At 50.4% G+C, this 18,359-nt stretch carries 17 protein-coding genes; 4 read left to right on the top strand and 13 right to left on the bottom strand.

What is annotated here, in order from left to right; all coding sequences use genetic code 11:
- Nucleotides 1-224: 224 nt before the first annotated feature.
- The gene (locus ACO0K8_RS13905) at nt 225-932 is read right to left on the bottom strand and encodes a DUF6445 family protein (RefSeq protein WP_422947250.1); all 708 of its coding nucleotides are present in this window, start codon (nt 930-932) and stop codon (nt 225-227) included.
- A 545-nt stretch (nt 933-1,477) separates the two neighbouring features.
- On the opposite strand from ACO0K8_RS13905, the gene ACO0K8_RS13900 reads away from it, so the two are divergent.
- Nucleotides 1,478-2,398 carry a methyltransferase domain-containing protein gene (locus tag ACO0K8_RS13900; protein ID WP_422947314.1) on the top strand — a complete coding sequence of 307 codons (921 nt, stop codon included), beginning with the start codon at nt 1,478-1,480 and terminating at the stop codon, nt 2,396-2,398.
- Between the two features lie 123 nt (nt 2,399-2,521).
- Here ACO0K8_RS13900 and yegQ read toward each other — a convergent pair whose 3' ends face one another.
- From yegQ to typA, 3 genes are all read right to left on the bottom strand, one after another.
- The gene (gene yegQ / locus ACO0K8_RS13895) at nt 2,522-3,898 is read right to left on the bottom strand and encodes a tRNA 5-hydroxyuridine modification protein YegQ (RefSeq protein ID WP_422947249.1); all 1,377 of its coding nucleotides are present in this window, start codon (nt 3,896-3,898) and stop codon (nt 2,522-2,524) included.
- Nucleotides 3,899-3,991: 93 nt separating this feature from the next.
- Nucleotides 3,992-4,867 (bottom strand): DMT family transporter, encoded by an 876-nt coding sequence (locus ACO0K8_RS13890; RefSeq protein ID WP_422947248.1) that lies wholly within the window; start codon nt 4,865-4,867, stop codon nt 3,992-3,994.
- A gap of 241 nt (nt 4,868-5,108) precedes the next feature.
- On the bottom strand, nt 5,109-6,941 hold the full coding sequence (gene typA, locus ACO0K8_RS13885; RefSeq protein WP_422947247.1) for a translational GTPase TypA: 1,833 nt from the start codon (nt 6,939-6,941) through the stop codon (nt 5,109-5,111).
- Between the two features lie 551 nt (nt 6,942-7,492).
- Here typA and htpG point away from each other — a divergent pair.
- Nucleotides 7,493-9,409 (top strand): molecular chaperone HtpG, encoded by a 1,917-nt coding sequence (gene htpG, locus ACO0K8_RS13880; RefSeq protein WP_422947246.1) that lies wholly within the window; start codon nt 7,493-7,495, stop codon nt 9,407-9,409.
- Between the two features lie 377 nt (nt 9,410-9,786).
- Here htpG and ACO0K8_RS13875 read toward each other — a convergent pair whose 3' ends face one another.
- The 8 genes from ACO0K8_RS13875 to ACO0K8_RS13840 form a co-directional block, all read right to left on the bottom strand.
- Nucleotides 9,787-10,392, bottom strand: a complete 606-nt coding sequence (locus ACO0K8_RS13875) for a DUF4337 domain-containing protein (RefSeq protein ID WP_422947245.1) — start codon at nt 10,390-10,392, stop codon at nt 9,787-9,789.
- A 99-nt stretch (nt 10,393-10,491) separates the two neighbouring features.
- The gene (locus ACO0K8_RS13870) at nt 10,492-10,941 is read right to left on the bottom strand and encodes a glycine zipper 2TM domain-containing protein (RefSeq protein WP_422947244.1); all 450 of its coding nucleotides are present in this window, start codon (nt 10,939-10,941) and stop codon (nt 10,492-10,494) included.
- A gap of 166 nt (nt 10,942-11,107) precedes the next feature.
- On the bottom strand, nt 11,108-11,545 hold the full coding sequence (locus ACO0K8_RS13865) for a DUF962 domain-containing protein (protein ID WP_422947243.1): 438 nt from the start codon (nt 11,543-11,545) through the stop codon (nt 11,108-11,110).
- 127 nt (nt 11,546-11,672) lie between these two features.
- Nucleotides 11,673-12,581, bottom strand: a complete 909-nt coding sequence (locus ACO0K8_RS13860) for an ion channel (RefSeq protein WP_422947242.1) — start codon at nt 12,579-12,581, stop codon at nt 11,673-11,675.
- 229 nt (nt 12,582-12,810) lie between these two features.
- Nucleotides 12,811-13,263 carry an rRNA maturation RNase YbeY gene (gene ybeY / locus ACO0K8_RS13855; RefSeq protein ID WP_422947241.1) on the bottom strand — a complete coding sequence of 151 codons (453 nt, stop codon included), beginning with the start codon at nt 13,261-13,263 and terminating at the stop codon, nt 12,811-12,813.
- Nucleotides 13,247-14,416, bottom strand: coding sequence for a PhoH family protein (locus ACO0K8_RS13850; protein ID WP_422947313.1), 1,170 nt, complete (start codon nt 14,414-14,416; stop codon nt 13,247-13,249). Before ACO0K8_RS13850 ends, ybeY begins: the two co-directional genes overlap by 17 nt.
- Nucleotides 14,417-14,512: 96 nt before the next feature.
- Nucleotides 14,513-15,838, bottom strand: coding sequence for a tRNA (N6-isopentenyl adenosine(37)-C2)-methylthiotransferase MiaB (miaB, locus tag ACO0K8_RS13845; RefSeq protein WP_422947240.1), 1,326 nt, complete (start codon nt 15,836-15,838; stop codon nt 14,513-14,515).
- 105 nt (nt 15,839-15,943) lie between these two features.
- Nucleotides 15,944-16,279 carry a hypothetical protein gene (locus ACO0K8_RS13840; RefSeq protein WP_422947239.1) on the bottom strand — a complete coding sequence of 112 codons (336 nt, stop codon included), beginning with the start codon at nt 16,277-16,279 and terminating at the stop codon, nt 15,944-15,946.
- A 171-nt stretch (nt 16,280-16,450) separates the two neighbouring features.
- Between ACO0K8_RS13840 and ACO0K8_RS13835 the strand changes: the two genes are divergently transcribed.
- A complete protein-coding gene (locus ACO0K8_RS13835) occupies nt 16,451-16,960 on the top strand; it encodes a flavin reductase family protein (protein WP_422947238.1) in 510 nt (169 codons plus the stop codon).
- A gap of 78 nt (nt 16,961-17,038) precedes the next feature.
- Nucleotides 17,039-17,299 carry a SemiSWEET transporter gene (locus ACO0K8_RS13830; protein WP_422947237.1) on the top strand — a complete coding sequence of 87 codons (261 nt, stop codon included), beginning with the start codon at nt 17,039-17,041 and terminating at the stop codon, nt 17,297-17,299.
- A 16-nt stretch (nt 17,300-17,315) separates the two neighbouring features.
- Here the strand turns inward: ACO0K8_RS13830 and ACO0K8_RS13825 are convergent, their stop codons facing one another.
- Nucleotides 17,316-18,335 carry an L-threonylcarbamoyladenylate synthase gene (locus ACO0K8_RS13825; RefSeq protein WP_422947312.1) on the bottom strand — a complete coding sequence of 340 codons (1,020 nt, stop codon included), beginning with the start codon at nt 18,333-18,335 and terminating at the stop codon, nt 17,316-17,318.
- Between the last annotated feature and the right edge of the window lie 24 nt (nt 18,336-18,359).

The following is an 18,359-nucleotide window of genomic DNA, read 5'->3' as shown; positions in this document are numbered from 1 at the left end:
AGCGCTACTGTTGCGTAGGCAAGCTGAACGTTCAAAAAAATAGCTCATTAGTTTAATCGATCTGAGACAAGGCGGGCGCGCTATTTGCGGGCGATTGGCGGCTTTTGCGACGCAGGCTGCCGCACTTAGCAGCCCCCCAAAAGCTAGACGTAAGCACCATGCGCCTGCTGGCGGCATTTCGCCCTGCAGGCCGCATGCGCATTGCGCAGAGAAAATCAGAATATCTAATCTTCTGCCATCCAAAAGAACACCGTCGTCAGGCGCTTTTCGCGCAGTTCTTTACCAAAATAACCAGTAGCGCAGTGCACCAGGTTAGCCTTATACAAGAGCATGCGATTAAACACATTCTCTACTTTCAGGTCTTCATACCAGGCTTCAATCGGCAAGCCACGCACCTTGAGTGCATCGAGCAGATTATTGTAAGGTGCAGACACCAGATTGCCACCCATGGCACCGTTCGGATAGCGCAGGCGGCAAAAACTGGTACCACAGGCCGGATCGGGTTGTGGACTAAGGTAAATGACACAGGCGTAACGGCACAAACTACGGCTGTCGGTATGCGGATGCGAGCTACTTTCGGTGGCACCGACTAATTGCGCCACATTACAATCGAGTCGTAAGCCGCCGGGTGGCTGTTCCATCCAGATTTTATCTTTACCTATCAGTGTCTTGACTGTTTGCTCCAGCGCTTGCAACTCATCCGGCAACAGCGCGCCATGAAAACGCATGCCCGGCCACGATTCGGGCTGATACGGCAAGCCATACTCCCAGGCCGGTTGCGCAAAACAACGCTCGGCAACTTCCTGCGCATTCGGCAGGACGCCATCGACAATCCAGTAATTTTTGCCTTGCTCTAACTTCTCATAGGCCAGAGTAGGTGCCGCCGGATGGATGGCAGGCAAAACGATATTCGCAGCAGGAACTGGCAACATAGACCGACCAAATCACAAGGCAAGATGAATAATGGTAGGGCAAACGCACTACCGCTCTGAAAACTCCGACGAAGTATCTCTGCAACTGCCATTCTTAGTCAAATTACATTGATGCAGGCGTCGTTATTTGCCCACGGCCAGCGCGCAAGTGGCGAATAGCACACAGCCAGCCTACGGTTCTCCGCTATGTCACCTACACTATCATTTCACGTATAGATGAAGAAAACCTGTTTTTACTGCATTGCCGGAATAATCGAAGTAAGTGTGTAGTCAAAACCCACAATAGCAAGGAAAAAACCAACGAACTCGGCTGATCAAATTTTAGCGGTCCGGGGATAATGTAGACGGTTCAAAGACAGTTCCATCGTTTAGCTGTTACGGCATTTGCCCTTGCAAAGGTCTCAGGCTAACGGTCATCGATACCAGAACGCTCTCCATTATTGACAGGCATACAGTTTGGCACTCAGTTGGTAGTACCCAATGAGCGACACGCAATTCGCACTGCAATGAGGAGATAGATCGTGATTACTATGAACGGGAAAACCATGCTAAACGAACGCGAAGCCGAGAGCTGCTACCTGGGCCAATTTATCCCTCTGCACTACCATCACAATATGCTGATGGATAGCAACCGCATGCAAGCCTTTAAGGCGGCGATTAAGCATGTGGTTTTTCCCGGTGCCAAGGTGTTGGAACTTGGCGGTGGCACCGGCGTGTTATCCTGGTTCGCAGCGCAGCAAGCCGAAAAAGTCTGGTGTGTAGAATTTAATCCCGATATGGTGCATGAGGCGAAACGCCTGCTGGCACAAAATACGCATGGCGATAAGGTCGAAGTCATCCATGCCGACGCTTTTGAATACCTGCCGCCCGAACCGGTCGACGTGGTGATCTGCGAGATGATCCATGTCGCCATGCTGCGCGAAAAACTGCTGGAAGTGATAGAAAATTTCAAGCAGCGCTACCTGGAAAAGTTCGGAGGCCCTTTGCCGATTTTCATGCCAGAAGCGATCATCATGGCAGTCCAACCCATGCAGCAGGAATACGATTTTGAAGGCTATAACGCGCCTATCGTGCAGTTTCAGGAAACCAATGCGATCTACGCCACTAGCCTGCAACTGGCCGAACCGGCGGTCTACAGCGTCATCGATTTTACCGCGCCCATAGATTTGATCATCAGCTGGGAAGGCAGCTTCACCATGGTCACTGACGGCAAGCTGAATGCATTGCGCTTCATTACCAAGAATATTCTATCGGTATTGCAGCAACAAAACAGCACCATAGACTGGCTCAATCACTACATGGTGTTGCCATTGCCAAGCGCATTGCAGGTGAAAGCTGGCGACATCATTGACGTCAACTTCCGCTATCGCGGCGGCGCCTCTATCGCCTCTTTGCAAAGCGCCCTGCAAGCAGTCATCCGCCAGCCTGAATCGCTAAGGACAAGTGACGAAGCCTTATTCGCTTAAAGCGACATAGTGCAGCTAAATAAAATTCTAAGCCGCCCCTGCCAGCGCGCATAGTCCACGCGGGTTGGCGGGCATATGCCTTGGAGAAGCGCATGGAATATGCGCTCTGGCAGGGTCTGTTTTTTACAGCATGCGTGCCAATAAGGCCTTATCGTATTTTGCGTCCAGCGGGATGCGCACTTTATGGCCGGCACCTCCGATGATGCTGATAGGCGCATTGTGCTGGTTGCGCATCTCGGCCAGGGTGATGATCTGGTTACCGGAAGGATGGATGATCTCGATCTGATCACCGACCGCAAAACGATTTTTCACTTCGACTTCAGCCCAGCCATCGACCACATTCAAGACTTGCGCCACGTATTGGCTGCGATGCGCTTTCGAGACGCCTTCCATGTAGTTCTGATGTTCCTGGGTGTGATGACGCTGATAGAAACCGTCGGTGTAACCACGATTGGCCAGGCCATCCAATTGGCCTAGCAATTGCTCGTTAAACGGTCGCCCCGCCACTGCATCATCAATCGCATGGCGATACGCTTGCGCGGTGCGCGAGACGTAATACAGCGACTTGGTACGGCCTTCCACTTTCAATGAATCAACCCCAATCTTGGCCAGACGCGCAACGTGCTCAATAGCGCGCAAGTCTTTCGAGTTCATGATGTAGGTACCGTGCTCGTCTTCCAGTATCGGCATAAAACTGCCAGGACGGCCGGATTCTTCGATCAGATAAGGACGGTCGGCCAAAGGATGGCGCGGCATATCGCCCATCGCTGAAAACGATTGATTGGCTTCTTCCAAGGCTTCGTTGAAATTGAGTTTAATGGTTTCGACTGGCGCATCTCTCATGATTTGTTGCAGATCGCCGGTTTCGTTTTCATTGGCGTTCTCAACCTTATAATCCCAGCGGCAGGAGTTGGTGCAGGTGCCCTGATTCGGATCGCGGTGATTGAAGTAACCGGATAGCAGACAACGGCCGGAATAGGCGATGCACAAAGCGCCATGTACGAACACTTCGATTTCCATCTCAGGGCAACGTTGTTTGATTTCTTCGATCTCGTCCAGCGAGAGTTCGCGCGACAGTATCACTCGCGTCAACCCCATGCTCTGCCAGAACTTAACGTCGGCCCAGTTCACTGCATTAGCTTGCACCGACAAGTGGACATTCACTTCCGGCCATTTTTCGCGCACCATCATGATCAGACCAGGATCGGCCATGATGATGGCGTCCGGCTTCATAGCGATCACCGGTTCCATGTCGTTAATATAGGTTTTGAGTTTGGCGTTATGCGGGAAAATATTACTGGCAACGAAGAATAATTTGCCGCGCGCATGCGCGCCCTCTATCCCTTGTTGCAAGACATCGAGTGTCGAGAATTCATTGTTGCGGGCGCGCAGGCTATAGCGTGGCTGACCGGCATACACTGCATCCGCGCCAAAATCAAAGGCGGCATGCATTTTTGCCAGCGAACCGGCGGGCAACAGAAGTTCAGGGGCTTTTAGCATAGCGAGGCAATCCGAAAAGAAAAATGTTCGCGATTATAATTCTGCCCGCAGCGATTTGCAGTCCGATCTCGCCGGCTCTTGATCTAGATCAACTTAGGCTTTTCGCAATGCTAACAATTCGTTAAATACCAAGGCACTAAGCACCACACTACCGCCCAACAGCGTTGCCTGAGCCGGCACTTCGCCCGCACCGAGCCAGGCCCAGATCGGCCCCAGCAAAACTTCGAGCAGGGCCAACAGAGACAATTCCGGCGCTGACAAACTACGTGCCGCACGCACCATCAGCATACAAGGGAAGCCCAGCTGAAAGAAACCGAGTAAAGCCAAGATCAGCAGATCATGCAGCGAAGCCTGAAACGGCCAAGCCATAGGCAGCATCGCCACTGCGGAGAGCACACCACCTATCAGTACCGCAGGGATCAGATCGACGGCATGGCCGCCTTTCTTCATGCTAATCACATTCACTGAGGCGGCCAACGGCACCCCCATGGCGATGACCATACCGGCCAAGCCACGTGCGTCGAGCTGCGAAAAGCCATCGATGAACATCCAGAAAATACCCGCAGTGGCGACACAGATCGCCAACCAGGTGCGTGTCGGTATCTGCTGATGTAAAAACAAGCGGGCAAACAAGGCCGTCAGTAGAGGCGAGACGCTCATCACGATCAAGGTATTGGCCACAGTGGTCATGGTCAGCGCGATCATAAAGCACGAGAACATGATGGCCCACATTGCGCCAGATATGACGCCAAAGCGCCCCACTGCCAACAAGCGCGGCACCGCCTGGGCCTTATGCTGCCACAGCATCGCGCCAGCAACGTAAATCGCCGCAAACAAGCTACGCCAAAAAGTCACCTCAAAATCGCGCGCGGCCTCAAGATGGCGCGTCAACACGCCCGCCATACTCCACAGAGTGGCGGCGATAATCATTAAAAATAGTGCTTGTCGGTGAGTCGGTTTATTTTGCATATCAAATTTAACAACAAGGTTTTACGTCAATTCTGACAAAATTAGGACTTACGCAAAATTGTTCCAGCTAGGCGTGCCGCCGAAGACTGTACTTTAGTACGGCAAGGCGAGTGCAACCACCTTGGGGCGTTTTTGCGTAAGTCCTAAAAACAAAAAACCCGTTTGTCACACCACATCAGTGGCGCAGCAAACGGGTTTTTGTGTTTTACCATCGATCTTCCGATGGCAAATCGCTTACCTATTAATCGCGTGATGCTTTTTTACGTTCGTGCTCTTTCAAGAAACGCTTACGCAGACGAATGCTCTTAGGCGTTACTTCAACCAATTCATCATCATCAATAAATTCAACCGCGTATTCCAGATTCACCAGAATTGGTGGTACCAGACGTACCGCTTCATCCGTACCGGAAGAACGAACGTTGGTCAATTGCTTACCCTTAATCGGATTCACAACCAGGTCATTTTCACGGGAATGGATACCGATGATCATACCTTCGTAGACTGGATCGTTATGACTAACAAACATACGGCCGCGATCTTGCAGTTTCCAGATAGCGTAAGCAACAGCAGCGCCGTCATCTTGAGAAATCAATACACCGTTACGACGACCACCGAGTTCACCTTTAGTGTTATCGACAGGACCGTATTCATCAAACACGTGACTCATCAAGCCAGTACCGCGTGTCAATGTCATGAATTCGCCCTGGAAACCGATCAGGCCACGTGCAGGAATATGGTATTCCAGACGAACACGACCTTTACCATCCGGTTCCATGTTTTGCAGATCGCCACGACGACGACCAAGTTCTTCCATGACGCCACCTTGATTGGCTTCTTCTACGTCTACGGTCAGATTTTCAAACGGCTCATGACGTACACCATCAACCATTTTGAAAACCACGCGTGGACGGGACACAGCCAATTCGAAACCTTCGCGACGCATGTTTTCGATCAGGATAGTCAGATGCAATTCGCCGCGACCAGATACTTCGTAAGTCGAATCATCGTTCTCAGCTTGAACTACACGCAAAGCCATATTGCCTTTGAGTTCGCGATCCAGACGATCACGGATCTGGCGAGTTGTCACGAATTTACCTTCGCGACCAGCCAATGGCGAATTGTTCACCATGAAGTTCATTGTCAAGGTAGGCTCATCCACCTTCAACATAGGCAAAGCATCCGGAAAATCAGGAGCGCACAGAGTGGAACCGATACCGATTTCTTCAATACCGTTAATCAGTACGATGTCACCGGCCAGTGCTTCGTCAACCAATACGCGATCCAGACCTTTGAAAGTCAAGACCTGGTTAATACGCGCCTTAGTTGGCTTATCATCCGGACCATTCATCCAAACGATGTCTTGCAAAGGCTTAACACGACCACGCAAGATACGGCCAACGCCGATCTTACCGACGTAAGAAGAATATTCCAGGGAAGTGATTTGCAATTGCAAAGGACCATCTGGATCATCTTCACGTGCAGGAACGTGTTTGAGGATCGCGTCGAACAGCGGATCCATATTGCCTTCACGTACAGTATCTACCAAGCTTGCATAGCCCTTGAAGCCTGATGCGTAGATGATAGGGAAATCTAATTGTTCATCGGTCGCGCCGAGTTTGTCGAACAATTCAAAAGTGGCGTTGACCGCTTTCTGAGGATCGGCATTTTCACGATCGACTTTATTCACAACAACGATAGGTTTCAAACCCAGAGCCAAAGCTTTACGTGTCACAAAACGTGTTTGTGGCATCGGGCCTTCTTGTGCATCAACCAGCAACAAAACGCTATCAACCATAGACAATACGCGCTCAACTTCACCGCCGAAATCGGCATGGCCTGGGGTATCGACGATGTTGATGTGCGTGCCTTTGTACTCAACAGCGCAGTTCTTCGACAGAATCGTGATGCCGCGTTCTTTTTCGATATCGTTTGAATCCATGACGCGAGCGTCAACTTGCTGATTGTCACGGAAAGTACCGGATTGGCGCAGCAATTGATCAACTAGCGTGGTTTTGCCGTGATCAACGTGGGCGATAATGGCGATGTTGCGTATAGCGCGTTTTGTAGTGGACATGATTTGTAGTTTTGCTTTGGGAATGATTCGGGTAACCCACAATTATAACATGTTGCGATGCAAAACAACTTAATGCATCTTAAATGTGAATTTAATGGCGGGAGCCAGACAGCGATGCCAGCCAGCATTCTGCCAAACATAGACTACCGCACGATGACAATGGCATTAAAACCACAGCCATAGCGGAGCAATGCCGCTGAATTACCATGATAGTAGCAAGCCGAAAAAGCACAAGATCATAAAAATGCTCACGCTGCCCTTACTGAGATCCCTGCATCCACGCCGACTATTTATTTCTGCACTGCAAACACGAACACCCAAGCGTTGCGTTGCCGCAAGCAATCTTTAAGGCTGATGCAAAATGCTTCTAGCCAGGCGTATCGCAGAAGACTTTATAGAGTGCGGCATGAAAAGTGCGACAACGCTGGGACGATTTTGCGTAAGCCCCACATGAAACACGCCTTGAAAATCCAGCAAACACCCATACCTCGGAGCATATCTGTATTTTCAGTGTCATTTTTTCATAAAACTTTCTCCTTTTTGAGGTAAGCATGTCAGAAAAACAAACCCTAGGCTTTCAGGCTGAAGTTGCGCAATTATTGCAATTGATGATTCATTCTTTGTACTCGAACAAAGAAATTTTCCTGCGAGAACTGATCTCCAACGCTTCCGATGCGGCCGACAAACTGCGCTTTGAAGCCATCAATGACGCCAGCCTGTTTGAAGACGACTCCGATCTGAAGATCAAGGTGAGTTTCGACAAGACCGCTCGCACTATCACGATCGCCGACAACGGCATCGGTATGACGCGCGATGAAGCGATCTTGCATTTAGGCACGATTGCCAAATCAGGCACCAAAGAATTTTTCGGCAAACTGTCTGGCGATCAGCAAAAAGACGCGGCCATGATAGGTCAGTTCGGCGTCGGTTTCTATTCCGGCTTTATCGTTGCCGACAAGATTACCGTCGAATCACGCCGTGCTGGCACTAGCGCTGCCGAAGGTGTGTGCTGGGAATCGACTGGCGCTGGCGACTTTAGTGTAGAAGCGATCACCAAAGCAGAACGCGGCACCGCGATCACTCTGCACTTGCGCGAAGGCGAAGACGATTTTCTGTCTTCCTACAAACTCAAGAGCGTGATCCGCACTTACTCTGACCATATCTCTTTGCCTATCATGATGCAAAAAGAAGAATGGGACGAAGAGAAAAAAGAACAGGTAGTGCGCGATGAACTGGAAACAGTCAATCAAGCCAGCGCCTTGTGGGCCCGCAACAAGAACGACATCACGCCAGAGCAATATGAAGAGTTCTACAAACACATCTCGCATGATTACACAGCACCGCTGACTCACACGCACAACCGCGTCGAAGGCCGCAGCGAATATACACAATTGTTGTACATTCCTAGCCGTGCGCCGTTTGATATGTGGGATAGAAATAAACGTGGCGGCATCAAGCTCTACGTCAAGCGCGTCTTCATCATGGACGATGCCGAACAACTGATGCCGGTCTACCTGCGTTTCGTGAAAGGCATCATCGACACCAATGATCTACCGCTGAACGTGTCACGCGAAATTTTGCAAGAGTCGCGCGACATCAAGGCTATACGCGAAGGCTCGACCAAGCGTGTACTGGGTATGCTTGAAGAATTGGCAAATGCCGAAGGTGAAGACGATTCTAGTGCCAAGCAAGAAAAATTTGCGGGCTTCTGGAAAGAGTTTGGCCAAGTCTTAAAAGAAGGTGTAGGCGAAGACGCCAGCAACAAAGACCGCATCGCCAAGCTATTGCGCTTTGCCTCGACCCATAACGACAATGATGCGCAAAACGTCTCATTCGCCGATTATCTGGGCCGCGTCAAAGAAGGCCAGGACAAGATTTACTACGTCACTGCCGACAGCTATATCGCTGCTAAGAACAGCCCGCATCTGGAAATTTTCCGTAAAAAAGGCGTGGAAGTCTTGCTGTTGACCGACCGCGTTGATGAATGGATGCTGTCCTTCCTGACTGAATTTGAAGGCAAAGAGCTGGTCTCAGTTGCCAAAGGCGATCTGGATCTGGGCAAACTGGAAGACGAAGCCGAGAAAAAGCAGCACGAAGAAACCGAGACCGAGTTCAAGGATCTGGTTGAGAAGATGAAAGTAGCGTTGGCCGATAAAGCCAAGGATGTACGCGTAACTTTCCGTCTGACCGACTCGCCAGCCTGCCTGGTAGCGGACGACAACGAGCTGTCTGGCAATCTGATGCGCATGCTGAAGGCCGCGGGCCAATCAGCACCGGAATCAAAACCTATCCTGGAAGTTAATCCGGATCATCCTTTAGTCCAAAAACTCAAGTATGAAGATGCTAAATTTGCTGACTGGTCACACATCCTGTTTGATCAAGCCATGCTGGCTGAAGGCGGTTCACTAGTTGACCCAGCCGGTTTTGTGAAACGCCTCAACGAAATGCTGCTGAACGTCAAATCCTAAGCGACAGCTAGACCAAAAAAAGCCCACCGAAGTCGGTGGGCTTTTTTATTGGCTAAGCGAGGCGACTCGCTGAAACGAAAGCAGCACTATCCGAAAAGAAACGACCAAAATAGAAGCTAGAAAAACCTGTCAATCGGGATGCAAAGCAATGTGCCCAAATAAGGTTTTTTGAAGTCACCAAAAGGGAACTTCTAAAAACCCGTTAATCGGGATGCAGCGCAAGGCGCAAACCGGAGCAATACGTCGGTATTGCGAGGATTTGCAACGCCGCGATGCGCCCGAGTATAGGTTTTTTAGAAGTTCCCAAAAACAAGTGCGCAGTATCCGTGCGCCCTACAGCCGCTTTTCGGCCTGTGGAGCGCATGGAGATTGCGTCTTCATGAGAGCAAACGAATTAAACTATCTGGATGCACGGCCCAGCCCAATAAGCCTGACAAGCCCATGAAGATACCGAAACCAGTCGGTATCAGAGCACCCCAATACAACCACTTTTGATGCGTTAAAGCGGTCACTGCCAACAGCGAGATTGCAATGGCAATGAGCGCATCAGATAAATCAAACTGATCATCTTTGAAATTGGCCGCATCGTAGTCTTTTTGGTCTTGCTCGGCCTGTCCCTTTAATTCTTCCTTTTTACGGGACTGCTCAGCTGCGACCTTTTCATAGTCGGCAATCGCTGCCTGATAGGCAGACGCCTCCGCTCCGGTGCGTGACATGGCCGCCAACTTCAGTTGCACAATGGTAGCTTTGGCGACTTCTTCACGGATATTCCGCGCCTGATAAAAAGCCCAGTGGTCGAGTTTATTCGCCTGCGCCTGCTGCATGGACTGAACAATATTGTCATCCTTGACCTTACAGATACCCATAAAAGTGGCGAGAATAGCGACTGTGATCGCGACTAGCATATTCAGGCGAAAGGATGCCCTATCACCGGGTTTTGCCTCATCCAGATTTTCCACGGTTTCCAAAGGATCAATGTCCATATGCACCCTAATAATTTAAATTTTTATCGACAAAAAAATCCCTCGCATAGCGAGGGATTTTTTAATTGTGTAAAGCAATCTGAAACTAAGTAAAAACCCTTAATGCGTTACCCGAGTCACGCCACCGCTATTAAGTAAACGTACTCTTTCGCCTGCGCGAAAAGCTTCATCGGCGTCTTGGGTAATCGCTTTCATGTCGCCATTATCGAGTCTGACGGTAATCTCCAGACCTTTGCGATTATTTACTTTTGACTCGACGCTCTGGCCTACCATGCCACCCACCACCGCACCGACGATACCAGCGGCGATCGCGCCATTACCCTGACCTATACTAGAACCTGCTGCCAGGCCACCGAGAGCCGCCCCGGCCACGGTACCGACGCCACTCTGACCTGGATCGATAGTTACTTCACGCACCGACTCAACCACGCCCATACGGATGGTCTGTTCATTTTGCGTCTGGTGCGGACGATACACGCTGTTCGATGTTGGCTGACTGGCACAAGCAGTTAAGCTAGCGATGACTGCAAAGATAAGAATTTTTTTCACGGTAAGCTCCTATTTGAAACGACTCACCAGAACTATTTTCTAGTGATATCTTGTTTTAACGTCTGTATAGACAAAGGGTTGACGGATTTGTTCCGTTTTTTGTGCATCCATAGCGAAATTGCTGCGGCTCACTACGCTACGCTAAACTTAGCGCCTGCCCCGCATGCTAATAAGCAATTTTTAAGCGTCTATATAAAAATCCCAAGACAAACAGAGGCCCAATCAAGAGAAAGCGCAAATCGTCGAAAAACGACGGTTTCTTGCCCTCTATCTTATGTCCGATAAATTGAAAAATCCAGGCGATGACGAATAGCCCCAAGGCGGACGGCAATACTGCTGCTGCCGGCAACAGGTAGAGTATCGCCAGCATGGCCGCTGCCATCAGGCACATCCCTACAGCAAAGGGCACTGAAAGCGAAAAATAATAGGCCAGTGCTAACAAGGCTGCCACTAGCGCCAGCGCCGGATGCGCGGCCCAAAGCAAACCCAGCACGGTCCACATAATGACGGGCACGCACACAAAATGAATTAATTCATTCACGTGATTGCGGTGGCTTTCTGCATATTGATTGAGCAATTGATCGACGGTTCTAAGCGTATCCATACTAAGTCTCCTTAAGTGTTTTTATTTGCACACAATAGCATTAGCCGCCCTTGCCGGGCACAAATGCACAGATTTTAGAGTTGCACTTCTGTTATTGCAGCGCAACAAAACCACAGAAAAAAAACGCTCAAACACCCTTCGCCTCTGACAACGTGGTATCTAACAATTCTGACTCATGGAAACGGGAATAATGTATATGCTGCTGTCCCGCTGCATCGCTACTGAAAATATCCACATAACGATGACTCCAGCGTATCAACTCGCAAGGATAATAATGGCGCGCCCGCTGCGATTGATTGGTGGTGTCGTCGATCCCGTCTATACTCAAGATCAATGCCGCCCGCATCTCTTTTAGTTCCTCTACAGTGAGACCGAATAAGGGGCTACTCTGATCAATCACATGCATCACGGTCCAGCCCAGGATAAAAATAGGATGCTGCTCGCGCTCCAGACGTAGATCATGAATTTTACGAAAATTACCGCTACCTACCAAGTTTTCATCGCGTATCAGCCGCAGTTTGGCGCCTGCCTCACTGATAATATTCATGCGCGCGTTGGCTAGCCGCACCATCAGTATGCGACGCCCGTCGACCTCGTGGCTGACCGGATGCTCGGCAAAAATGATGCTGGAGCGCGGCCGCGAAAAGCGCGCGAACATGACGCCGGTGATCAGGGCGATCCCCGACATACCGATGAAGATTTCCAGGGTTGCGATGACATGTCCATACACGGTTTGTGGATGCATATCACCGTAACCAACGGTCGCCAGCGTCTCTACGCTAAAGAAAAAAGCACCGAGAAAATTATTTGGCAGTAAATTGCCGATGGCATTTGGCCCCAGCATGTAGAGCCCAGCAAATACCAGATTGAGCGAAACAAACAGCAGCGCAAAAAACACAAAGAACACTGGCCACGAGATAGTCATCGTGTAGTAGTAAATATCCTGCCAGAACTGGGTGCGCAGGCCATATGTGACGACGTCGCGGTCACCGATATTGACCGTGCGTTGACGCTTCTTAAGAAATGACATCGCCATGTTAACTCGCTAAGGTTTCGGGTATTTTGGGGTCTTCTTGAACGCTGTCTTTAACACTCGTTCAGGATAGGGATGAACTTAAATCGCAATACGTGCAATACGTGCAATTTCAAATCAGGCATGGCCCAGCGCGCATAGTCCATGCGGCTTACAAGCCAGGCAGGCTGGAAACCCGCATGGACTATGCGCGTTGGCGCTGTGCCTAAAAAATAAGCTAGCGCGACAACACTTATTGGTAAGGATTCTCCAAACCCAGTCCTGCCAGTATTTCTATCTCTAAGGCTTCCATTTCTTCAGCCTCTTCATCTTCTTCGTGATCGTAGCCCTGCGCGTGCAGCACACCATGCACCACCAGATGCTGGGCGTGTTCTATCACCGTCTTGTTTTGCTCGGCAGCCTCTTTCTCCAGCACTTCAGTGCAGAAGATGATGTCGGCCTGGGTAACTTCAGCATCTGTGTCTTCGGTATAGGCGAAGGTCAGTACATTGGTGGCGTAATCCTTGCCGCGATATTCGCGGTTCAGCGTGCGGCCTTCTTCGGCGTCCACAAATCTTAGCGTCAACTCGGCGGGGAAGAATAAAGCCGCCTGCACCGTCTTGCGTAGCAGCGGACGGGTCAACACATCTTGCAGACGCGGATCAGGATATTGAACGGATAAAGTGAGTTTATTTTTTGCGGCCATGATGATTTTGTAAGTGATGACTAAGCGGTGTTGCCTGTTTTAGATTACCGATGTCGGCGCTGTGCTGATGCTGCAATTCATTCGCTTCTTCATAGGCATCGACGATGCGTCCAACTAGCGGATGGCGCACCACGTCAACGCTGGAAAATTGCGCAAAGGCGATGCCGCGCACGTCCTTGAGCACCTGACAGGCATCGACCAAACCGCTTTTTTGATTGCGCTGTAAATCGATCTGGGTGACGTCGCCAGTGATCACGGCCTTACTGCCGAAACCTATGCGCGTCAAAAACATTTTCATTTGTTCGGGCGTGGTGTTTTGCGCCTCGTCCAAAATCACAAAAGCGTGGTTCAGAGTGCGCCCGCGCATATACGCCAGCGGCGCGATCTCTATCACCTGTTTCTCGAACATTTTTTGGGTTTTATCGTAGCCCAGCAAATCGTACAGCGCGTCATACAGAGGGCGTAAATAAGGATCAACCTTTTGCGCCAGATCGCCGGGTAAGAAACCCAGACGCTCACCAGCCTCGACCGCCGGCCGCGTCAGGACGATGCGTTTGACCGAATCACGCTCCAAAGCATCGACTGCGCAAGCCACCGCCAGATAGGTTTTACCGGTACCGGCCGGGCCTATGCCGAAGGTAATATCGTGCTCAACGATGGCGTGTAAATAGTTGTTCTGATGCGGAGTACGTCCGCGCAAATCGCTGCGGCTGGTCTTGAGTACCGGGCTTTCTAGCTGCGCTGACTCGGCCTGTTCATCCAAAGCCACGACCAGATTAAGATCGGTCGCCAAGCCAAGCTCAGCGACCAAGTCTGGGCTTTTAAGTTTTTTCTGCGGCTTGGTTTTGGCTGCTACATCGCTCTGCTTTTTCAGACCGCTGCTCAGTCTTTGTTCGACCAGCGCCAGCTGCACTTCATCGATGCTGATGATTTTCTTAGCGATGGCATAAAAATGCTCCAGCATTTCCAAACCACGCTCGGCATTATCTCCGCTGACAATAAATTTATCGCCACGCCGGAAGATACTCAAATCGAGCGCCGCTGAAATTTGCCTGAGGTTTTCATCGAGAGGCCCGCAAAGATGCGCCAACCTCAGATTATCCAGGGGCTGGGGGCTAAAATAGAGGACGGGAACGGGGGTATTTTTCAAAATAAATATTTTTCAAAATCGATCACGCACAACTGGTGCGGGTTGTAGACCATTTTAGCCTGCGAAGCCGCATGGATATTGCGCATGCCACGTGAAGACTTATGCGATTAATTCACCACGCAACGTGTAATTATATGACTCGGTAATGCGGGTATTCACCAAACTACCGATCAACTCTTTAGGCCCGGCAAAATTGACCACACGATTATTCTCGCTACGACCTTGCAACTCATTGGCATCCTTGACTGAAGGACCTTCTACCAGGATGCGCTGCACTGTGCCTATCATGGCGCTGCTGTATTTTTTGGTATTGGTATCGATCGCCGCTTGCAAGTGCTGCAGGCGCTTGAGCTTGAGTTCGTAAGGGGTTTCATCTTCCAGATTGGCTGCTGGTGTGCCAGGGCGTGGACTGAAGATAAAACTAAAACTATTATCGAATTCTATGTCGTGAATGAGCTTCATCAACGCATCAAAATCTTGCTCGGTCTCACCAGGAAAGCCAACGATAAAGTCGGAAGAAATCGCAATATCGGGACGCACTGCGCGCAAGCGCCGCACTACCGATTTGTATTCTAGCGAGGTATAGCCGCGCTTCATAGCCGACAAGATACGGTCAGAGCCATGTTGCGCTGGCAAAAATACGTGATTAGCCAGTTTGGGGATCTTGCCGTAGGCATCGATCAGTCGCTGAGTAAATTCTTTAGGATGGCTAGTGACAAAGCGGATACGTTCTATCTCAGGGAACTCGGCCACATATTCCAGTAACAGGGCAAAATCGGCGACCTCACCATCGTCCATCACGCCGCGGTAGGCGTTGACATTTTGTCCCAGCAAAGTGATTTCTTTAACGCCCTGCGCGGCCAGACCAGCCACTTCAGCTAGCACATCGTTAAACGGACGCGAGACTTCTTCGCCACGGGTGTAAGGCACCACGCAATAACTGCAATATTTGCTGCAACCTTCCATGATAGAGACGAAGGCGGTGGCGCCATCGACCTTGGCTGGCGGCAGGTGGTCAAATTTTTCTATTTCAGGAAAGCTAATATCAACTTGCGAAATGCCGCTGCGCACGCGCTCGTTAATCAATTGCGGCAGTCGGTGCAAAGTTTGCGGACCGAATACCAGATCGACATACGGGGCCCGCTTGATGATGGCAGCACCTTCTTGCGAGGCAACACAACCGCCAACACCGATGAGCAAACCGGGTTTATTTAGCTTAAGTTCGCGCAAACGACCCAGATCGGAAAACACTTTTTCCGAGGCTTTTTCGCGCACGCTACAGGTGTTGAGCAAAATTACATCAGCCTCTTCCGGCTTATCGGTTTTGATCATGCCTTCTGCCGCTTGCAGCACATCCTGCATTTTGTCCGAGTCATACTCGTTCATCTGGCAGCCGAAGGTTTTAATAAATACTTTTTTTTGCATGAAATTCTCTACACTACTTTTTTGTAAATTTTACTGATTCTATTCAAACCGAAACTGGTGCGACGCTTTTGCGTAAGTCCTGTATTTAAGTGACTAGCTAAGCGACTAGCGCTTTTTCGGCTTGTACTGTATCGCCTCTAGCTTTGTTAGCAACCAGATACGCTGAATCTCACCGATCTCGGTTTCAGTGTACAAAATCGGGGCCTTCACGCTATCGAGATTGCTGGTGGTGACTATCAAACCTTCTTCATTAAAGACCCGCGTCGCTGGGCTCGTTTCCCTCAGTTTTCCATCGATGAGCAGATCGCCAAGCTTGGTAATGCTCAACTCAGCGCGTTTGGCGCTTGCCGGAAATTCGCGGCCTTCAGCCAGGGCAGCCATTGCAAAACCAGCCAAGACCATCGTCACTAGCAGCTTAGCCAACATTTTTATTCTGAACATGAAGATTATCCCGTTTAAATAAACTTAAAAATCAAGCACTTACAAAGTGCAACTTGAAATAAATGAGGGCGCAAGTTTAACACAAGCGAGGCTTTGCTTCAGGATAGTCTGAGCACAGCATGCTTGCATGAAAAATCTGGGATAATGACTACAAATAAATATGGAAAATTGATGCACACTCGCTCTCCCCGCGCCGAAAAACGCGAATTTGACACCCGCCACTTCCGCAATGCCCTATCGCAATTTGCCACTGGTGTGACCGTCATCACCACGCGACTGGCTGATGGCACATTTCTGGGATTGACTGCCAGTTCCTTCAATTCGGTGTCACTCGATCCGCCTTTAGTACTCTGGAGCCTGGCCAATACGGCCTCTAGCATGCCAGTTTTTAGCGGCAACTCTCACTATGTTGTCAACATTCTGTCGTCCGAGCAAGCTGCTCTGGCAGAGCAATTTGCCAGCAAGAAGAAAGATAGATTTGAGGGAGTCGAGTACAGCCTGTCACATACCGGCCACCCTATTTTGAACGGGGTTTCCGCCTGGTTTGAATGTCATAACCGCAGCCGTTATCCAGAAGGCGATCATGTTATTTTTGTCGGTGAGGTTGAGCGCTGTGAATTTACCGCGCAAGCTCCGCTAGTATTTCACTCTGGCCAGTTCCTACTTCCCTCAAGTAAATAAAACCAAGAAGTTTCAGGCCAAATTTATCGCATTTAAAATGCTGGCACTGACTTGCTCACCATTTTTCGACTTCACCCAATGACACTGCCACTCATCGATATTGTCGGTTATTTTGCCGCCTTCTTAACCACTAGCGCCTTCGTCCCGCAAGCCTGGCTGACCTGGAAAAACAAACACGCCAACGGCGTCTCACTAGGCATGTATATCATCCTAGTGAGCGGCATCTGCTTATGGCTAGCTTACGGGGTTTTGCTACAAGCCTGGCCTATCATCATCGCCAATTTCATTACCCTGATGTTGGCGCTGTTTATCCTGGCGATGAAACTTATTTACAAATAAAGCGCCAGCTCAAGAATCAAGCTTTAGCCAAAAGCTGGGCCAGCACATGGCGCGTATCAAATGCAGCGCGCTGCAATCTATCATTCACGCCTTGCCAGGCTTTGTCTTGCGGTAAGGCTTGCACCAAGATGACGTCGGCAGCGGCCAGATCGAGATTGCGTAAAGCCGCATACAGATCATGCGCATAGGGCACAGCATCGGCCGGCATGCGCTGAAACGCTGCCAGTGCCTTGGTGTTTGCCAGTTCGCGATTCGCCATCACGGCAACGCGTTTACCGGCGGCCAGCAGATTGTCGACGCAGGCATCGATTTCTTCGGACGCGATCAAGGTCACTGGCGTATTCGGTGCGTAGTGCGCATCGAGCGTGCCAGAAGCGCGCGGTGCCGCGACATCGGCGGCCAGCGGCATGACACCCAACACGGCAGCTAACTGACTGGCAGAAATATGCCCCGGTCTCAGCAAGACTGGGCCATGACTATCGAGCCGGGTCAGATCAAGTATGGTTGATTCTATCCCGACCTCGCTTTGACCACCGTCCAGCACTGCGGCAATTAGCCCGCCACTCTTGGTTTCTTGCTCAAATTCATTGATGACATGCTGCGCCGTGGTCGGGCTAACGTGGCCGAATTTATTCGCGGAAGGAGCGGCAATGCCGCCCTTACCGCCTTTAAAACTACGTAACAAAGCCTGCGCCACCGGGTGCGAAGGGCAACGCACACCGATCGAGTCCTGACCACCGGATACAGCATCAGGAATATGCGGGGCGCGTTTCAAAATCAGAGTCAGCGGACCCGGCCAAAATGCCTTGATCAAGGCATGCGCCTGCGCGGGGATATGTTTTACCCAATAACCGAGATCCGCTTCCGGCGCCAGATGGACGATCACAGGATGATTCGAGGGCCGTCCTTTGGCAGCGTAAATGCGCGCCACTGCAGCTGGGTTTTCCGCATCAGCACCCAGGCCGTACACGGTTTCGGTAGGGAAAGCGACCAGATGCCCCGCTTCCAATTCCCTTGCGACCAACTCTATCTGCATCTGCTCAATTTGAGTATCCAAAAC

This window comes from Undibacterium sp. Ren11W, assembly GCF_049340485.1.
Classification (GTDB): domain Bacteria; phylum Pseudomonadota; class Gammaproteobacteria; order Burkholderiales; family Burkholderiaceae_D; genus Undibacterium.
The sequence above is the reverse complement of the archived record's forward strand: the minus strand, read 5'-3'. Positions and strand labels throughout refer to the sequence as shown.

Coding starts and splice junctions, on each gene's coding strand:
- ACO0K8_RS13905 (WP_422947250.1), bottom strand. CDS start 932: ATGTTGCCAGTTCCTGCTGCGAATATCGTTTTGCCTGCCATCCATCCG.
- ACO0K8_RS13835 (WP_422947238.1), top strand. CDS start 16,451: ATGCACACTCGCTCTCCCCGCGCCGAAAAACGCGAATTTGACACCCGC.
- ACO0K8_RS13865 (WP_422947243.1), bottom strand. CDS start 11,545: ATGGATACGCTTAGAACCGTCGATCAATTGCTCAATCAATATGCAGAA.
- miaB (WP_422947240.1), bottom strand. CDS start 15,838: ATGCAAAAAAAAGTATTTATTAAAACCTTCGGCTGCCAGATGAACGAG.
- ACO0K8_RS13830 (WP_422947237.1), top strand. CDS start 17,039: ATGACACTGCCACTCATCGATATTGTCGGTTATTTTGCCGCCTTCTTA.
- typA (WP_422947247.1), bottom strand. CDS start 6,941: ATGTCCACTACAAAACGCGCTATACGCAACATCGCCATTATCGCCCAC.
- ACO0K8_RS13900 (WP_422947314.1), top strand. CDS start 1,478: ATGCTAAACGAACGCGAAGCCGAGAGCTGCTACCTGGGCCAATTTATC.
- yegQ (WP_422947249.1), bottom strand. CDS start 3,898: ATGCTAAAAGCCCCTGAACTTCTGTTGCCCGCCGGTTCGCTGGCAAAA.
- ACO0K8_RS13840 (WP_422947239.1), bottom strand. CDS start 16,279: ATGTTCAGAATAAAAATGTTGGCTAAGCTGCTAGTGACGATGGTCTTG.
- ACO0K8_RS13825 (WP_422947312.1), bottom strand. CDS start 18,335: ATGCAGATAGAGTTGGTCGCAAGGGAATTGGAAGCGGGGCATCTGGTC.
- ybeY (WP_422947241.1), bottom strand. CDS start 13,263: ATGGCCGCAAAAAATAAACTCACTTTATCCGTTCAATATCCTGATCCG.
- htpG (WP_422947246.1), top strand. CDS start 7,493: ATGTCAGAAAAACAAACCCTAGGCTTTCAGGCTGAAGTTGCGCAATTA.
- ACO0K8_RS13875 (WP_422947245.1), bottom strand. CDS start 10,392: ATGGACATTGATCCTTTGGAAACCGTGGAAAATCTGGATGAGGCAAAA.
- ACO0K8_RS13860 (WP_422947242.1), bottom strand. CDS start 12,581: ATGGCGATGTCATTTCTTAAGAAGCGTCAACGCACGGTCAATATCGGT.
- ACO0K8_RS13890 (WP_422947248.1), bottom strand. CDS start 4,867: ATGCAAAATAAACCGACTCACCGACAAGCACTATTTTTAATGATTATC.